The sequence below is a fragment of the Bifidobacterium samirii genome, from assembly GCF_003952945.1.
In the GTDB taxonomy this organism is placed as follows: Bacteria; Actinomycetota; Actinomycetes; order Actinomycetales; family Bifidobacteriaceae; genus Bifidobacterium; species Bifidobacterium samirii.
Genome location: NZ_QXGK01000009.1, coordinates 53728 through 69523, shown reverse-complemented (window position 1 = coordinate 69523; position 15796 = coordinate 53728). Strand labels below are relative to the sequence as shown.

Genomic DNA, 15796 nt, shown 5'->3' with positions numbered 1-15796 from the left:
GCGGGCCGGTCAGTGGCCCAGTGCGCGGTTGGTGCCGTGCGTGGCCTCGTATTCGGCGAGCGCGTCGGGGCTGCCGGCGGGCAGGCCGACGGGCATGCCGGCGCCGTGGCGCACGGCGATGAAGGTGAGCAGCAGCTGGCGCTGCAGGCCGAACATCTGGCGTTCCTGTTCGGGGCCGACGTGGTCGTAGCCGAGCAGGTGGAGGATGCCGTGGATGGTCAGGAGCATCATCTCCTCGAGCGGGCCGTGGCCGGCCGCGGCGGCCTGCTGGGCGGCGACCCACGGGCAGATCACGATGTCGCCGAGCATGCCTTCGGGCACGTTGCCGCCGTCGCCGGGGCGCAGTTCGTCCATCGGGAAGCTCATCACGTCGGTGGGGCCTTCGAGGTTCATCCACCGTTCGTGCAGTTCGGCGATCGGTTCGGGGTCGACGAACGTGATCGTCAGGTCGGACTGGATGCTCACGCGCATCTGGTCCATGACCCATACGCCCAGGTCGGAGAAGACCTTCGGGTCGATGGTCCAGACGGTTTCGTTGGTGACCTCAACGCTCATCGGCGTCGCTCCTTTCCGTGGCGGGTCGGTGCCCGCGCGCGTACTGCTTCGCCTCGCCGTGCTCGCGGCGGGCCTTGGTGCTGTGGTCGCCCGCGATGGCCGAATGGCGGTCGTAGGCGGATACGATCTGTCCGACGAGGCGGTGGCGCACGACGTCGCCGGATTCGAGGTGGGCGAACGCGATGTCGTCGATGCCGCCGAGGATGTGCTCGATGGTGGCCAGGCCGGAGCGCGGCACGGTCAGGTCGACCTGCGTGATGTCGCCGGTGATGACCATCGTCGTGTTGAAGCCCAGTCGGGTCAGGAACATCTTCATCTGCTGCTCGGTGGTGTTCTGCGCCTCGTCGAGGATGACGAACGCGTCGTTGAGGGTGCGGCCTCGCATGTAGGCCAGCGGGGCCACCTCGATCGTGCCGTCGTCCATGAGCCGGCGCAGCTGGTCGGAGCCGAGCATGTCGGACAGCGCGTCGTACAGGGGGCGCAGGTACGGGTCGACCTTCTCGTTGAGCGTGCCGGGCAGGAAGCCGAGGCTCTCCCCCGCCTCCACGGCCGGGCGCGTCAGGATGATGCGGCGCACGCGGCGCTCCTGGAACGCCTGCACGGCCTTCGCCACCGCCAGATACGTCTTGCCGCTGCCGGCGGGGCCGATGCCGAACGTGACCGTATGCGTCTCGATCGCGTTCACGTACGCGATCTGGCCGGCGGTCTTGGGCCGCACCGGCGCTCCCAGCGCGAACGTGATCACGCCGGGCACGCGCGGCCGGACGCGGTCGTGCGCGCGCTCGCGCGTGCGGCCCGGCACCGGTTCCGGCGAGGTCTCGCTGCGGCCGGCCATGCCGGGGTGCGGCGCGGCGCCGTGGCCGGGGTGCTCGCGGCGCACCCGGTTCGACAGGACCTGCTGGTCGAGCAGGCGCCGCACGGTGGCGGCGTCCATCGGCGCGCTGTAGGCGGCCTGCATGAGGGTGCCGAGCATGTCCTCGGCGCGCGCGGCCTGCGGTTCGGTGCGCTTGGCCCGCGAGATGACCGACACGCGGTCGCCGCGCACGACGAACGTGAGTTCGGGGAACTCGCGTTCGATCTCGCGCAGGACCTCGTCGCCGGGTCCCAGGACCGCCACGGGGTCGAGCTCGGCGGGGATGGTGATGGTTCGCGTCGTCGTCGCCACTGATCCCCTTCGCTACTCGTCCAGCGTCTGGCCGGTCAGCACGTGCGCGTGCACGTGGAAGACGGTCTGGCCGGCGTCGGCGCCGGTGTTGAAGATGAGCCGGTAGTCGCCGTGGAACGCGTCGTTCGCGATGGACTGGGCCACCTCCACGATGTGCGCCAGCTGCGCCGGATCGGCGGCGGCGAGCTCGGCCACGTTCGCGTGGTGCTCGCGCGGCACGACCAGCACGTGCACCGCGGCCTGCGGGTTGATGTCCTTGAACGCGTACGTGGTGTCGTCCTCGTACACCTTCTCGCTGGGGATGTCCCCGGCGATGATCGAGCAGAACAGGCAGTCCTTGTGCTCGCCCATGATTGCCTCCTTCGATGGGGTCCGTCGTCGGCCCGGACGCGGGTCCGGGCCGACGACGGACATGCCGTTGTTGCCTTCCGGCAATGCTATTGCCCCGCGCGGATAACGCGCGGGCGTCCGTTCAGATTCTGCCCAGGGCGCGTGCGAGCAGCGACAGGGCGACCGGGCCGGCGGCCGAGGCGCGCAGGATCGTCGTGCCGAGCACGCACACGTGGGCGCCCGCGTCGCGGAAGCGCTCCACCTCGCTCTCCGAGATGCCGCCCTCGGGGCCGACCACCACGCTCACCGTGCGCGGCGTGCCGTCCTCCAGGCAGCGGTCGGCCATGCGGCGCACCTCGCTCTCGATGCCGTCCCACGTGTCGGTGGCGTCCTGGTGGAGCACGACGACCAGGTCGCCGTGCACGCAGGCGCGCCGGCACATCGCGACGACCTGCTTGCTGGAGACGCATCCGCCCAGTTCGGGCTTCCATGCGCGGCGCGACTGCTCGGTCGCGGCGGCGAGCACCTGGTCCCATTTGCGGTCGGTGCGCCCCTCCTTCCATTTGGCGATGGAACGGTCGGCCTGCCACGGGACCACCTCGTCGACGCCGATCTGCGTGGCCATGTCGATCGCCTGCTCGTCGTGGCCGTTCTTCGCCAGCGCCTGCACGAGCGCGAGCCGGGTCACGGGGCGTTCCTCGCGGGTGAAGCCGCGCACCAAGGCCAGACCGGCCTGCGCGTCGGCGATCTCGGCGCCCACGCGCAGGCCGCGGCCGTCGGACAGGTCGAGCCCGTCGCCCTCCTTGAGCCGCATCGATGCGATGGCGTGGCGGCGCACGGCGGCGGGCAGGGTCAGCTTCCAGCCGGCGGCGAGGCAGTCGGCATCGACCGGCACGTCGTCCTGGTCGGGATCGAGAAGAAACAGAGGATTCGTCATGCGCCCCAGCGTACCCAAAAGCCCTGAAAACAGCGGGGACACGCCGACGACGCCCGTCGATTTGACGAACGGCGGAACGCTGGTAGAGTAATCACTCGTTGCTTCGGTAACGCACCTGTCCGGGTGGCGGAATGGTAGACGCGCTAGCTTGAGGTGCTAGTGCCTATTTATACAGGCGTGTGGGTTCAAGTCCCATCTCGGACACCAACGAAAACCCCGTGGAGACACGGGGTTTTCTTGTATCTGCTGTCAGGTCGCCTCCCCCGCATCCGGGCCACCCGGCGGGACGTGACCCCGACATATCACCGCGAACGGAGGCGCCATGCGTTTCATCACCATCGAATCCGTCGACGACGAGCGCGTCGCCGCCTACGTCAACCTCACCGAGATCCAGCTGCGCAACCGTCTCGAACCCGCCAAGGGCCTGTTCATCGCCGAATCCCCCAAGGTCATCGACCGCGCGCTGGAGGCCGGCCGCGAGCCGATCTCCCTGCTCGTCGAGGAGCCGTGGATCGAGGGCATGGCCGACATGTTCGCCCGCATCGACGCGCAGTGGGGTCCGAACGTGCCCGTCTACGTCGCCTCGCCCGCCCAGCTCAAGTCGCTCACCGGCTACCGGCTGCACCGCGGCGCGCTGGCCGCGATGCGCCGCTGGCCGCTGCCCACCGTCGAGGAGGTGTGCCGCGACGCGAGGCGCGTCGCCGTCATCGAGAACATCGTCGACCCGACCAACGTGGGCGCACTGATGCGTTCGGCCGCCGCCCTCGGCGTCGACGCCGTGCTCGTCACCCCCTCGTGCGGCGACCCGCTGTACCGGCGCGCCGCCCGCGTGTCGATGGGCACCGTCTTCCAGGTGCCGTGGACGCGCATCGGCATGGAATCCCGTCACGCATGGCCGTTCGACGGCCTGCGCCGGCTTCATGAACTCGGGTTCACGACCGCCGCGATGGCGCTCGAGGACGATTCGATCGGCCTCGACGAGCTGGTGCGCCGCCTGCACGCCCCCGCCGACGATCCGACGCGCGTCGAACGCCTCGCGCTGATCTTCGGCACCGAAGGCGACGGGCTCGACCGCCACACCATCGCCAACGCCGACCTGACCGTGCGCATCCCGATGGCCCACAACGTCGACTCGCTCAACGTCGCCGCGTCCAGCGCCGTCGCCTTCTGGGCGACCCGCGCCGACTGAACACGCCGCAAAAACTCCTCCGACTCGCCCGCAAGTCTCCTTGCGTGTCGCCGAAATTGTGCAAGTATTGATAACTGTCAAAACCATGCGAGGAAGCGTGGCGACAAGCAGTATCGGTGTCGCAAGACGCTGTTAGATGACAGAGAGGAGCATCAGATGGCGAAAAACAAACAGAAGATTCTTTCGATCGTCCTGGCGGGCGGCGAAGGAACCCGCCTGATGCCGTTGACCCGCGATCGCGCGAAGCCCGCCGTCCCCTTCGGCGGCGTCTTCCGCCTGATCGATTTCCCGCTGAGCAACCTGGTGAACTCGGACTACCGCCACATCATCGTGCTCACGCAGTACAAGTCCCATTCGCTGGACCGTCACATCTCCCAGATGTGGCGCTTCTCCTCCCTGCTGGGCAACTACGTCTCCCCGGTCCCGGCGCAGCAGCGCCTCGGCAAGCACTGGTACCTCGGCTCCGCCGACGCGATCTACCAGACCATCAACATCATCGAGGACGTGCAGCCGGACATCGTCGTCATCGTCGGCGCCGACCACGTCTACCGCATGGACTTCGGCCAGATGGTGCAGCAGCACATCGAATCCGGCGCCGAATTCACCGTCGCCGGCATCCGCCAGCCGATCGAGCAGTCGAACCAGTTCGGCGTGATCAGCGTCGACCCGAACCATCCGGACCAGATCCGCGAGTTCCAGGAGAAGCCGGACGTCACCGAGGGCCTGCCGGACGATCCGAACTCCTTCCTCGCCTCCATGGGCAACTACGTCGCCAACACCGACGCCCTGTTCGACGCGCTCGCCAAGGACGAGAAGGCCGAGAACACGAAGCACGACATGGGCGGCGACATCGCCCCGTACTTCGCGGCCCGCGGCGAGGCCGGCGTGTATGACTTCAACTCCAACGTCATCCCCGGCGCCACCCCGACCGACCACGCCTACTGGCGCGACGTGGGTACGCTCAAGCAGTTCTACGATGCGCACATGGACCTGATCGCCTACGTGCCCGAGTTCAACCTGTACAACCAGGCGTGGCCGATCTACACGAACTCCGGCACCCTGCCGCCGGCCAAGTTCGTGCACGCCGGCCGTGACCGTCTCGGCCACGCGACCGACTCGATCGTCTCTCCCGGCGTCATCGTCTCGGGCGGCGAGGTGCACCACTCCGTGCTGTCGCCGAACGTGCACATCCACTCCTGGGCGCAGGTCGTCGACTCGATTCTGTTCGACAACGTCACGATCAACCGTCGTGCCCGCGTCTACAAGGCGATCCTCGACAAGAACGTCGTGCTCACCGAGAACTCGACCGTCGGCATCGACACCGAGCACGATCTCGCCCGCGGCTTCACGGTGACCCCGGAGGGCATCACCGTCGTGCCGAAGGGCACGATTGTCGACGACTGATCGGCTCCCGCTCCCCCGTATGGTGATGGCCGCCGTCCACATGGACGGCGGCCATTGTCGTATGTGGGACGCAAGCAAGCGCGCACTCCCGACGGCGACACGCCCGGACCGGTCATGCAGAACGGCGGTTGCCGTCGGAACACACGGTGTTTCCGACGGCAACCGCCGTTCCGTATACGCAGTCCGGGCGTGTCGCCCTACGGCCGGTGGCCGGTCAGTACTTCGGCAGGTTGTCGAAGTTGAAGCCGAGCGCGGCGAGCTGCTCGCGGCCCTCCGGCGTGATCTTGTCGGTGGTCCAGCGCGGCTGCCACGTCCAGTCGATGCGGAACTCCTCGACCAGGCCGGCCAGCGTGCTCGCGCACTCGTCCTCGATCAGGTCGGTCAGCGGGCAGGCGGGCGTGGTCAGCGTCATCGTGATGATGGCGCGGCCCAGCTCGTCGATCTCGATGCCGTACACGAGCCCCAGGTCGATCACGTCGATGCCCAGCTCCGGGTCGATGACCTGATGCAGCGCCTCGCGCACGTCGGCGGCGGTGGCGCGGCCGATCTCATCGACCGCCTTGAGCGGGATCGCGTTCTCGCAGCATTCGTCGTTCGTCCGTTCGCCGCACGCGCACATGTCGTCTCCTTGCTTGTCGTTGTTCCGATCGTCGGCGTCCGCGCCCACCATCACGGCCAGGTTCGGGTTCGCCATCACGCGACGGGCCGTTCGCTCGTCGCCCACGGCCCGGTTCACGGCGTCGAACACCGACGCCGTGGGTTCGGGGACCAGATTGTCGCTCATGTCACTCCTTGCAGGTCCGGTCGCGGCGTTCGTCCGCCGCGGCCGATGATGGATCGTGCCGATGACTCGGCCCGGTCAGTCGGCGTTCTTCGCGGCCAGCGCCCTGGCCGCCGCGTCGCGCATGCCCTCCCAGCCGAGCAGTGCGCATTTGATGCGCATCGGATACTTCGAGACACCTTGGAACACGACCGCATCCTCCAGACGATCCTCCTTGGCCTCGTCGGCCAGGCCCTTGCCGCGCGACTCCATGAGCTCATGGAAGTCGGCGAACAGGCCCATGGCCTCGTCCACGGTGCGGCCGGCGCACAGGTCGACCATCACCGACAGGCTCGCCTGCGAGATGGAGCAGCCGTGGCCGTCCCACACGAGACGTTCGATGCGATGCGGTTCGGCGTCGGAGACCTCCACGTGCACGGTCGCCTCGTCGCCGCAGGTCGGGTTGAACTGGTGCGATTCGCCCGGCGTGCAGTATTCGTGCGACGCGCGCACCACGCTCTCGCCGCCGGCGCTCTCCGACGCCAGGTCGGGGGCGAACGTCTCCTTGCCGTGCGGGTCGCGCGACGCCTCCAGGATCACCTCCTGGTACATCTGCTCCAGATCGTCGCCGTTCATGCCGAAATCATTCATAGTCACACCTTAAAGAAGCCACGGACCTTGCCGACCGTCTCGACGAGCGCGCGCGCCTCGTCGACGGTGTTGTACACGCCGCTCGACGCGCGGTTGGACGCGTACACGCCGAAATGCCGGTGGACCGGCTGCGCGCAGTGATGGCCGACGCGGATGGCGATGCCCTGCGCGTCGACGAACTGGCCGACGTCGTGCGGATGCACGCCGGCCACGTCGAACGCGACCGTGCCGATGCGGTCCCGCGCGTCCTTCGGGCCGAGGATGCGCACGCCGTCCACGTCGCCGAGCCTGAGCAGCTCGGCTGTGATGGCGCGCTCGTGCGCTTCGATGCGGTCCAGACCGATCTCCATCATCCAGCGCGCGGCGACGCCGGCGGCGACGACCTGCGCGACCGGCTGCGTGCCGGCCTCGAAGCGGGCCGGCGGCGCCATGTACTGCGCCGGACGGTCCATCCACGCGAGTTCGACCATCGAGCCGCCGAACGACGCCGGCGGCAACGCCTCCAGCAGTTCGCGACGGCCGTACAGGAATCCCACGCCGGTCGGACCGTACATCTTATGCGCGCTCCACACGGCGAAGTCCACGTCGAGCGCATGGAAGTCGACGGCCAGATGCGGCACCGACTGGCAGGCGTCGAGCACGACGAGCGCGCCGACCTCGTGCGCGCGGCGCACGATCGGCGCCACGTCGGTGATCGCGCCGGTCACGTTACCCACATGGGTCACGGCGACCACGCGCGTGCGCTCGGTGATGACCTCGTCGGCCATGTCGGAGCGGATGCGGCCCTCGTCGTCCAGATCGAACCATCGCAGCGTGGCGCCGGTGCGGGCGGCCAGCTCCTGGAACGGCAGCAGCACCGAATGATGCTCGGCCTTCGACACGACGATCTCGTCGCCGGGGCCGAGCGCGAAGCGGCGCGCCGCCGCTCCCCCGGCGCCCTGGGAGGCGTTGGAGAAGGCGGTGGCCAGCAGGTTCAGGCCGCCGGTCGCGCCGGACGTCACGACGATCTCCTCGCCGCCCTCGCGCGATTCGGCGCCGACGAGCGCCGCCATCGAGGCGCGCGCCTCCTCGAACGCCATCGTGCTCAGCGCGGCCAGCTCATGGGCGCCGCGGTGCACGCCGGCGTTGATCGAACGGTAGAATCCGCTCTCCGCGTCGACCACGCATTCCGGCTTCTGCGCGGTGGCCGCCGAATCGAGGTAGACGAGCGGACGCCCGTGCACCTGCCGTTGAAGGATCGGGAACTGGTCCCGGATGTCCTCGAAATCCATTGCCGTGTCTCTTTTCGTATGCTGTCGCCGTGTGCTCGCCTGATCGGCCGACGTTGATAGTCGGGACCGAGTGTCGCATGGCGGTTGCGTGGCCGCGGAAGTCGGATGGCTCCGTCGGCCTCGTGACCGCGGGAGTCGGGGATATCCGTCTCGCGACACGCTCCGGGCCGCTCTGGCCGAGTCCTTACGGTCGTGAAACGGATATCCCCGACTCCCGCTCGTTGGTTGGGAAACTTCCGTCAGGCGAGCGCGGATTCGGAGTCGGCGCCTTCGGGCAGGTACTGGTCGTAGCCCTGCTCCTCCAGCTCGTCGGCCAGCTCCGGGCCGCCGGTCTTCACGAAGTGGCCGTCGGCGAACACGTGCACGATGTCCGGCTTGATGTACTTGAGGATGCGCGTGTAGTGCGTGACCATGAGGATGCCGAAGTCGTTGGCCTCCTTGGCGCGGTTGACGCCTTCGGACACGATGCGCAGCGCGTCGACGTCGAGGCCGGAGTCGGTCTCGTCGAGGATCGCGAACTTGGGCTTGAGCAGCTCGAGCTGGAGCACTTCGGCGCGCTTCTTCTCGCCGCCGGAGAAGCCCTCGTTGACGGAGCGCGTCGCGAACTTCGGATCCATCTTGAGGCGCTTCATCGCCTCGGTGAGCTCCTTGGTCCAGGTGCGGATGGCCGGCGCCTTGCCGTCGATCTGCGTCTTGGCGGTGCGCAGGAAGTTGGTCATCGACACGCCCGGCACCTCGACCGGGTACTGCATCGCCAGGAACAGGCCCGCCTTGGCTCGCTCGTCCGGGGTCATGGTCAGGATGTCGACGCCGTCGAGCAGCACCTGGCCGGATTCGACCTGGTACTTGGGGTGGCCGGCCAGCGTGTAGGCGAGCGTGGACTTGCCCGAGCCGTTCGGGCCCATGACCGCGTGGGTCTCGCCCGAGTTGACGGTCAGGTTGACGCCTTTGAGGATCTGCTTGCGTCCGTCCTTGGTTTCCACCGAGGCGTACAGATCCTTGATTTCAAGAGTGGACATTGGTTCTCCTCGTTCGAATGCTTACTTGTCTTCCGGATCCGCCCCGGCGGTCTCGGGCTCCTCGCCACGGGCCAGACGGCGGTCGATCACGTCCATGAGATGGTCGGCGATGGAGGGCACGCCGATCTCGTCGATCAGCTCGCCGAAGAAGCCGCGCACGACCAGCTTGCGCGCCTCGGACTCCGGGATGCCGCGCGACTGCAGGTAGAACAGCTCCTCGTCGTCGAAGCGGCCGACGGAGCTGGCGTGGCCGGCGCCCACGATGTTGCCGTTCTCGATCTCCAGGTTCGGTTCGGAGTCGGCGATCGCACCGGGGGTGAGCACCAGGTTGCGGTTGAGCTCGTACGAGTCGGTGCCGGGCGCGGTCGGTTCGATCAGCGCGTTGCCGACCCACGTGGAGTGCGCGTCCTTGCCGTCGAGCGCGCCCTTGTAGACGACGCGGGAGCGGCATTCGGGATGGTTGTGCACCACCATCGTGCGGTGTTCGATATGCTCGCCCGGATCGACGAAGTAGATGCCCAGCATGTTCAGGTCGCCGCGTGCGCCGGCGAAGTCCTGGTCCATGCGGATGCGCACCACGTCGCCGCCCAGCGTCACGACCGAATGGCGCAGGGCAGCGCCCTCGCCCACGCGGATGCGGTGGTTGGCGACATGCTTGGAGCCCTTGTCCCACTCCTGGATGAACGTGACGGACACGTTCGAGTCGCGTCCGGTGACGATCTCGACGCCTTCGGCCAGACGGGCGGTGCCGTTGTGCTGGACGATCACGTCGCCGCGCGTGCGCGACGCCGCGGCGATCACCAGGTGCAGCGCGTCGAGGTCCTCGCCGCCGCCGATGACGCGGATCAGCACCGGCTGCCTCACCTCGCCCTTGAGCTCGACGATCGTGGCGGTGCGGCCCGAATTCCATTCAACGGCCGACACGCGGTCGTTCGGCTTGGAGACGACGCCCGACCCGCCTTCGCCCAGCGGCTTCTGGCTGACCGTGACATGGCGCGGGCTCACCGGCGTGCCGTCGACGTTGGAGATGACCAGCGTCGTCTCGCCACTCGGCTCGAAGACCTCGAAGAACTCCTCGACGCGTTCGACCGGCGTGTAGCGCCAGTCCTCCTGCGTGCGCGTCGGCACGGCGAAGTCGGCCACGTCGAACGAGCGCGGCGAACGGTCGGCGCTCGACGGCATGGCCGCCGGCACGGCGTACGGATCGGACGGATCCGCGACGGGAATGACGATTTCAGCGTTGTTGTTCGCAGTCATGGGAATCAGCCCACCGATCCTTCCATCTGCAGTTCGACCAAACGGTTGAGTTCGAGCGCGTACTCCATCGGCAGCTCGCGGCTGATCGGCTCGACGAAGCCGCGCACGATCATGCCCATCGCCTCGTCCTCGGACAGGCCGCGGCTCATCAGGTAGAACAGCTGGTCCTCGGACACCTTGGAGACGGTCGCCTCGTGGGCCATCGTCACGTCGTCCTCGCGCACGTCCACATGCGGGTACGTGTCGGAGCGGGAGAAGTCGTCGACGAGCAGCGCGTCGCACACGGTCGAGTTGGACGAGCCCTCGGCGCCGTCGACGATCTTCACCAGGCCGCGGTAGGCGGAGCGTCCGCCGCCGCGCGAGATCGACTTGGCGACGATCGTGGAGCTGGTGTGCGGGGCCAGATGGATCATCTTGGCGCCCGTGTCCTGATACTGGCCCTTGCCGGCGAAGCCCAGCGACATGGTCTCGGCCTTCGCGTACGGCTCGGCGAGGATGCACGCCGGGTACTTCATCGTGGCCTTGGAACCGATGTTGCCGTCGACCCATTCCATCGTGGCGCCCTCGCGCACGTAGGCGCGCTGGGTGACGAGGTTGTACACGTTGTTCGACCAGTTCTGCACGGTCGTGTAGCGCACGCGCGCATGCTTCTCGACGATGATCTCGACGATGGCCGCGTGCAGCGAGTCCTCGGACCAGATCGGGGCGGTGCAGCCCTCCACGTAGTGCACGTAGGAGCCTTCGTCCGCGATGATCAGCGTGCGTTCGAACTGGCCCATGGCCGGCGTGTTGATGCGGAAGTACGCCTGCAGCGGGATGTCCACGTGGACGCCCTTGGGCACGTACACGAACGATCCGCCCGACCATGCGGCGGTGTTGAGCGCGCCGAACTTGTTGTCCTCCGGCGGCACGACGGTGCCGAAGTACTTGCGCACCAGATCCGGGTATTCGCGCACCGCGGTGTCGGTGTCCACGAAGATCACGCCCTGGTCGGCGAGGTCCTTCTGGATCGAGTTGTAGATCACCTCGGACTCGTACTGGGCGGCCACACCGGACACCAGACGCTTCTTCTCCGCCTCGGGGATGCCCAGGCGGTCGTAGGTGGTGCGGATGTCGTCCGGCAGCTCCTCCCACGTCTTGGCCTGCTTCTCGATCGGCTTGACGTAGTACTTGAAGTCGTCGGCGTCGAAGCCGCTGAGGTCGACGCCCCATTCGGGCATCGGCTTGTCGACGAACGCCCGGTAGCCGCGCAGGCGGATGTCGAGCATCCACTCGGGCTCGCCCTTGTCGGCGCTGATCTCGCGCACGACGTTCTCGTCGATGCCGCGCTTGGCGGCCTCGCCGGCGGCGTCGGAATCATGCCAGCCGTAGCCGTATTCGCCGAACTGGCTGATGATCTCGTCGTCCTGTCTGATCTTCTCCTCGTTGACGCGGCCGCGATCAGCCACATACTGGCTCATCTCCACGTCAGCCGCGGCGTTTGGCGTCTGGTTTTCACTCACCGTGCGCGTGCCTCCCATCGACTTGAACAGTACCTACGCAAACCTAACAGAACGCGGGGCCAAACACCAGAGTCCGATCGAAATATCCGCCGCGCGCGAAGTGACGTTCGTTACATTCGCGCCGGTGCGTGCGCTCTCCCCCGGATATGCGGACGGGCCCGCCGCTCGTGGCGACGGGCCCGTATCCGGAATCCCGGGATCCGCTTCGGCGTCCGCTACTGCTGGACGTGCACGCTGGTGCCCATCAGGGCCCATCCGTAGAACCATTCGGCCTGGTCCCAGCCGATGCCCACGCAGCCGTGCGACGTGTTGCCCATGCCGGCGATCGCCGCGTCGCTCGTGTAGCCGGACGTGGCGATGCGGTGGATCGCACAGCCGGAGCGGGAGAAGTAGTTGACGAAGCCGACGCCCTTGACGTCCCACTTCGACACGGAGCCGTCGGACAGGGTCAGGTTGCCGCTCATGTCCTGCGACTCGTACTTCAGCCAGATCTCGAAGTCGCCGGTCGGCGTGCACAGGTCGCTCACGCACGCGCCGGTCGCGTAGTCGTTGCCCATGCCGGCGGACATGGTCATCGAGCGGATGAGCTTGTCGTTCTCGTATGCATAGACCTTGTGGTCGGACAGGTCGACGACGATGTGGCGCTTCGTGGTCTTCGTCTGCATCGGGTCGACGGTGCCTTCGACCTCGACCGCGCCGCCGCCCTTGACGAGCTGCGCGGCCGCCTGCTCGCCGATCGCCTTGTCGGCGCCGTCGGCGACGGTCACGCCGTCATGGCCTTCGGTCAGCACGCTCAGTTCGGTGCCGTTGTTGTTGACGATGACCTCGCGGTCCTCGCGGCCGGTCTGCAGGTTCGGCTTGATGTGCTCGTCGTAGTAGGACTGCAGCTTGGCCGCGTCGAACACGACGTATCCGCTGCGGCTCTCGCCGTCGGCGAGCTTGCCGCTGCGGTTCGCGTCGATGCGGCTGGACGCGGCGAGCGCCGCCGCGTCGATGGAGGCGATCTGATGGTCGCCGACCTTGATCGCCACCGGGTTGGCGGCGAGCGTGTCGAGCGTCGTCTTGGCTTCGCCGGCGATCTGGTCGGTGACGGCTGGTTCGATGGGGCTCATGTCGACGGTCACGTCGCGGGTGGCGGTCGGGTCGAGCGTTTCGACGGCTTCGATGACGGCCTTGGCGACGGGCGTGACGTCGGCGCCCTGTCCGGTCTGGCCGGGCACGACGTCGAATCCGGTGCCGTCGGCGTTGAGCTGGACGCCTGCGTCGACGGGCGTGGTCTCCTCGATGGAGAGCTTCTCGTTGAGCGTGGTGCCGTCGGCGGCGTTGGCTTCGGCGGGCGCGTCGGTGACGTCCTGGCCGATCCAGAACGCGTAGCGGGTCCACCAGGCGCCGTCGCGCTTGGCGTCGAACGCCTTGTCGGCGATGGCGGTGGAGTCGACGCTCAGGCCGAGGTCGTCCATGCTCACGGCGGTGGTGCGGTCCTCGTAGGTGACCTTGGCGCGGGCGCCGTCGACGGCGTCGTCGACCATCGCGGCGATCTGCGCGCGGGTCTTGCCGGTGACAGGGCTCCCCCAGAGGGTGACGCCGGGCAGGGCGTGCGATTGGAAGAACCAGAGTCCTCCGCCGATGCCGGCGGCGAATGCGAGGACGACGGCCAGGATGATCCACGGCCATATCATGCGGCGGCGGGCGGGCGCGGCCGGTTCCGCGATGGCGCTCAGGTCCTCGATCGGAGGAAGGGGGATGTCGCCGGCCTGCAGCGGGGCGAACACCGTCGTGTCCTCATGGTCGGCGAACGCGCCTCCGCGTCCCGTCCTGCGCGCGCCGGCGTCCCATGCATCGTCGCCTTGGCCGTAGCCGTTGCCGTTGAACTGGTTGCTGTCTTCGTTCATGTGCACTCTTGTCGTTCTCTTCATGGAATGCTGCGGGTGCCGTTGCACCCCATCCCATTATGCCCCACGCCCTTGAGCTGCGGCGGCCGGCACTCGCCTTCCCGCGTGTCAGTGTGCGGCTACGTCCGGGAACGGCCGGAACCGCACACTGACACGGGGCGGGCTCAGCCGCGCTGGTGGTCGAGGGCGGCCTTGACGAGGCCGGCGAACAGCGGGTGCGGCTTGGTGGGGCGGGACTTGAATTCGGGGTGCGCCTGCGTGGACACGTAGAACGGGTGCACGTCGCGCGGCAGCTCGACGAATTCGGTGAGCTCGCCGTCGGGGCTCTGGCCGCTGATCCGCAGGCCGGCCTCGCGCAGACGGTCCTTGTAGGCGACGTTCACCTCGTAGCGGTGGCGGTGGCGTTCGGTCACGTGCGTGGTGCCGTACAGTTCGGCCACGATCGAGTCCTCTTCGAGTTCGGCCGGGTAGGATCCGAGGCGCATCGTGTGGCCCATGTCGCCGTGGCCGGCGACGATGGCCTTCTGCTCCTCCATCGTGGCGATGACGGGGTTCGGGCAGTGCTCGTCGAATTCGGTGGATCCGGCGTCCTCGATGCCCATCACGTCGCGCGCGTATTCGATGACCATCGACTGGAGTCCCAGACACAGGCCGAGTGCGGGCAGTCGGTTCTCGCGGGCGTAGCGCAGCGCGCCGATCTTGCCGTCGATGCCGCGGATGCCGAAGCCGCCGGGCACGACGATGCCGTCGACCTGGTCGAGCGCGGCGGCCGCGCCCTCCTCGGTGGCGCACCGGTCGGCGGCCACCCATTTGACGTTGACCTTCGCCCAGTTGGCGAAGCCGCCGGCCTTGATGGCCTCGGTGACGGACAGGTACGCGTCGGGCAGGTCGATGTACTTGCCGACGATCGCGATGTTCACCTCGTGCTTGGGATGGTGGACGCGTTCGAGCAGGTCGGCCCATTCGTCCCAGTCGACGTCGTGGAACGGCAGGCCGAGCTCGCGCACGACGTACGCGTCGAGGCCTTCGTCGAACAGGATCTTCGGCACGTCGTAGATGCTGGGCGCGTCCACACAGTTGACGACGCCTTCGGCGTCGACGTCGCACATGAGCGAGATCTTGTCCTTGATGGACTGGTTGAGCGGGCGGTCGGAGCGCAGGACCAGCGCGTCGGGCGTGATGCCCAGCTGGCGCAGCATCATGACGGAATGCTGGGTGGGCTTGGTCTTGAGCTCGTGCGCGGCGGAGATGTACGGCACGAGGGAGACGTGCACGAACATGCAGTTGTCGGGGCCGAGCTCGCGGCGCACCTCGCGTGCCGCCTCGAGGAACGGCTGCGATTCGATGTCGCCGACGGTGCCGCCGATCTCGGTGATGATCACGTCCACGTCGTCGGCGGCCTGGGCGCGCATGCGCGCCTTGATCTCGTTGGTGATGTGCGGGATGACCTGCACGCACTGGCCGAGGTATTCGCCGGCGCGCTCCTTGCGCAGCACCTCCTGGTAGATCTGTCCGGTGGTGACGTTCGCCTTCTGGCTGAGGTACACGTCGAGGAAGCGCTCGTAGTGGCCGATGTCGAGGTCGGTTTCGGCGCCGTCCTCGGTCACGTAGACCTCGCCGTGCTGGAACGGGTTCATCGTGCCGGGGTCGACGTTGATGTACGGGTCGAGCTTCTGCTGCAGCACGTGCAGTCCGCGGCTGCGCAACAGTCGGCCCAGGGATGATGCGGTGAGTCCCTTGCCCAGCGACGACACGACGCCGCCGGTGACGAAGATGTGCTTGGTGATGTGTTCCTGGGAATTCCCATGTGTTCTTCTGACCATGGAATTTCAACATAACACCGTCAATCACGTGTCATGTTAAC

General features: G+C 67.7%; 14 protein-coding genes and 1 tRNA gene. 3 read left to right on the top strand and 12 right to left on the bottom strand.

Annotated elements, in window-relative coordinates; genetic code table 11:
• Nucleotides 1-9 precede the first annotated feature (9 nt).
• The 4 genes from ybeY to D2E24_RS05800 all read right to left on the bottom strand — a co-directional run bounded on the left by ybeY (nt 10) and on the right by D2E24_RS05800 (nt 2987).
• Entirely contained in the window at nt 10-555 is a 546-nt protein-coding gene (gene ybeY, locus D2E24_RS05815; protein WP_125968382.1) for an rRNA maturation RNase YbeY, read from the bottom strand.
• On the bottom strand, nt 545-1720 hold the full coding sequence (locus D2E24_RS05810) for a PhoH family protein (RefSeq protein ID WP_125968381.1): 1176 nt from the start codon (nt 1718-1720) through the stop codon (nt 545-547). Before D2E24_RS05810 ends, ybeY begins: the two co-directional genes overlap by 11 nt.
• Nucleotides 1721-1732: 12 nt before the next feature.
• A complete protein-coding gene (locus tag D2E24_RS05805) occupies nt 1733-2071 on the bottom strand; it encodes a histidine triad nucleotide-binding protein (RefSeq protein ID WP_125968380.1) in 339 nt (112 codons plus the stop codon).
• A gap of 121 nt (nt 2072-2192) precedes the next feature.
• Entirely contained in the window at nt 2193-2987 is a 795-nt protein-coding gene (locus D2E24_RS05800; RefSeq protein ID WP_125968379.1) for a 16S rRNA (uracil(1498)-N(3))-methyltransferase, read from the bottom strand.
• A gap of 117 nt (nt 2988-3104) precedes the next feature.
• Between D2E24_RS05800 and D2E24_RS05795 the strand changes: the two genes are divergently transcribed.
• From D2E24_RS05795 to glgC, 3 genes are all read left to right on the top strand, one after another.
• A tRNA-Leu gene (locus tag D2E24_RS05795) sits at nt 3105-3194 on the top strand.
• A gap of 115 nt (nt 3195-3309) precedes the next feature.
• Nucleotides 3310-4176: a TrmH family RNA methyltransferase gene (locus D2E24_RS05790; protein WP_125968378.1), complete on the top strand. Its 867-nt coding sequence runs from the start codon at nt 3310-3312 to the stop codon at nt 4174-4176.
• A 156-nt stretch (nt 4177-4332) separates the two neighbouring features.
• Nucleotides 4333-5580 (top strand): glucose-1-phosphate adenylyltransferase, encoded by a 1248-nt coding sequence (glgC, locus tag D2E24_RS05785; RefSeq protein WP_125968377.1) that lies wholly within the window; start codon nt 4333-4335, stop codon nt 5578-5580.
• 214 nt (nt 5581-5794) lie between these two features.
• On the opposite strand, the gene D2E24_RS05780 is transcribed toward glgC, so the two are convergent.
• The 8 genes from D2E24_RS05780 to D2E24_RS05745 all read right to left on the bottom strand — a co-directional run bounded on the left by D2E24_RS05780 (nt 5795) and on the right by D2E24_RS05745 (nt 15755).
• On the bottom strand, nt 5795-6364 hold the full coding sequence (locus D2E24_RS05780) for a metal-sulfur cluster assembly factor (protein WP_125968376.1): 570 nt from the start codon (nt 6362-6364) through the stop codon (nt 5795-5797).
• Between the two features lie 75 nt (nt 6365-6439).
• Nucleotides 6440-6991 carry a Fe-S cluster assembly sulfur transfer protein SufU gene (gene sufU / locus D2E24_RS05775; protein WP_125968375.1) on the bottom strand — a complete coding sequence of 184 codons (552 nt, stop codon included), beginning with the start codon at nt 6989-6991 and terminating at the stop codon, nt 6440-6442.
• 2 nt (nt 6992-6993) lie between these two features.
• A complete protein-coding gene (locus D2E24_RS05770) occupies nt 6994-8262 on the bottom strand; it encodes a SufS family cysteine desulfurase (RefSeq protein ID WP_125968374.1) in 1269 nt (422 codons plus the stop codon).
• Between the two features lie 239 nt (nt 8263-8501).
• The gene (sufC, locus tag D2E24_RS05765) at nt 8502-9281 is read right to left on the bottom strand and encodes a Fe-S cluster assembly ATPase SufC (RefSeq protein ID WP_125968373.1); all 780 of its coding nucleotides are present in this window, start codon (nt 9279-9281) and stop codon (nt 8502-8504) included.
• Between the two features lie 21 nt (nt 9282-9302).
• Nucleotides 9303-10538, bottom strand: coding sequence for a Fe-S cluster assembly protein SufD (gene sufD, locus D2E24_RS05760; protein ID WP_125968372.1), 1236 nt, complete (start codon nt 10536-10538; stop codon nt 9303-9305).
• Between the two features lie 5 nt (nt 10539-10543).
• Nucleotides 10544-12058, bottom strand: a complete 1515-nt coding sequence (gene sufB / locus D2E24_RS05755) for a Fe-S cluster assembly protein SufB (protein ID WP_125968371.1) — start codon at nt 12056-12058, stop codon at nt 10544-10546.
• Nucleotides 12059-12255: 197 nt separating this feature from the next.
• On the bottom strand, nt 12256-13932 hold the full coding sequence (locus D2E24_RS05750; protein ID WP_125968370.1) for a L,D-transpeptidase family protein: 1677 nt from the start codon (nt 13930-13932) through the stop codon (nt 12256-12258).
• A gap of 164 nt (nt 13933-14096) precedes the next feature.
• Nucleotides 14097-15755, bottom strand: coding sequence for a CTP synthase (locus D2E24_RS05745; RefSeq protein WP_125968369.1), 1659 nt, complete (start codon nt 15753-15755; stop codon nt 14097-14099).
• Nucleotides 15756-15796: the final 41 nt, after the last annotated feature.

Excerpts from the sequence above, each read along its gene's own strand:
- ybeY (WP_125968382.1), bottom strand. The coding sequence starts at position 555 with ATGAGCGTTGAGGTCACCAACGAAACCGTCTGGACCATCGACCCGAAG.
- D2E24_RS05805 (WP_125968380.1), bottom strand. The coding sequence starts at position 2,071 with ATGGGCGAGCACAAGGACTGCCTGTTCTGCTCGATCATCGCCGGGGAC.
- D2E24_RS05800 (WP_125968379.1), bottom strand. The coding sequence starts at position 2,987 with ATGACGAATCCTCTGTTTCTTCTCGATCCCGACCAGGACGACGTGCCG.
- D2E24_RS05790 (WP_125968378.1), top strand. The coding sequence starts at position 3,310 with ATGCGTTTCATCACCATCGAATCCGTCGACGACGAGCGCGTCGCCGCC.
- glgC (WP_125968377.1), top strand. The coding sequence starts at position 4,333 with ATGGCGAAAAACAAACAGAAGATTCTTTCGATCGTCCTGGCGGGCGGC.
- D2E24_RS05780 (WP_125968376.1), bottom strand. The coding sequence starts at position 6,364 with ATGAGCGACAATCTGGTCCCCGAACCCACGGCGTCGGTGTTCGACGCC.
- sufU (WP_125968375.1), bottom strand. The coding sequence starts at position 6,991 with ATGAATGATTTCGGCATGAACGGCGACGATCTGGAGCAGATGTACCAG.
- D2E24_RS05770 (WP_125968374.1), bottom strand. The coding sequence starts at position 8,262 with ATGGATTTCGAGGACATCCGGGACCAGTTCCCGATCCTTCAACGGCAG.
- sufC (WP_125968373.1), bottom strand. The coding sequence starts at position 9,281 with ATGTCCACTCTTGAAATCAAGGATCTGTACGCCTCGGTGGAAACCAAG.
- sufD (WP_125968372.1), bottom strand. The coding sequence starts at position 10,538 with ATGACTGCGAACAACAACGCTGAAATCGTCATTCCCGTCGCGGATCCG.
- sufB (WP_125968371.1), bottom strand. The coding sequence starts at position 12,058 with ATGGGAGGCACGCGCACGGTGAGTGAAAACCAGACGCCAAACGCCGCG.
- D2E24_RS05750 (WP_125968370.1), bottom strand. The coding sequence starts at position 13,932 with ATGAACGAAGACAGCAACCAGTTCAACGGCAACGGCTACGGCCAAGGC.
- D2E24_RS05745 (WP_125968369.1), bottom strand. The coding sequence starts at position 15,755 with ATGGTCAGAAGAACACATGGGAATTCCCAGGAACACATCACCAAGCAC.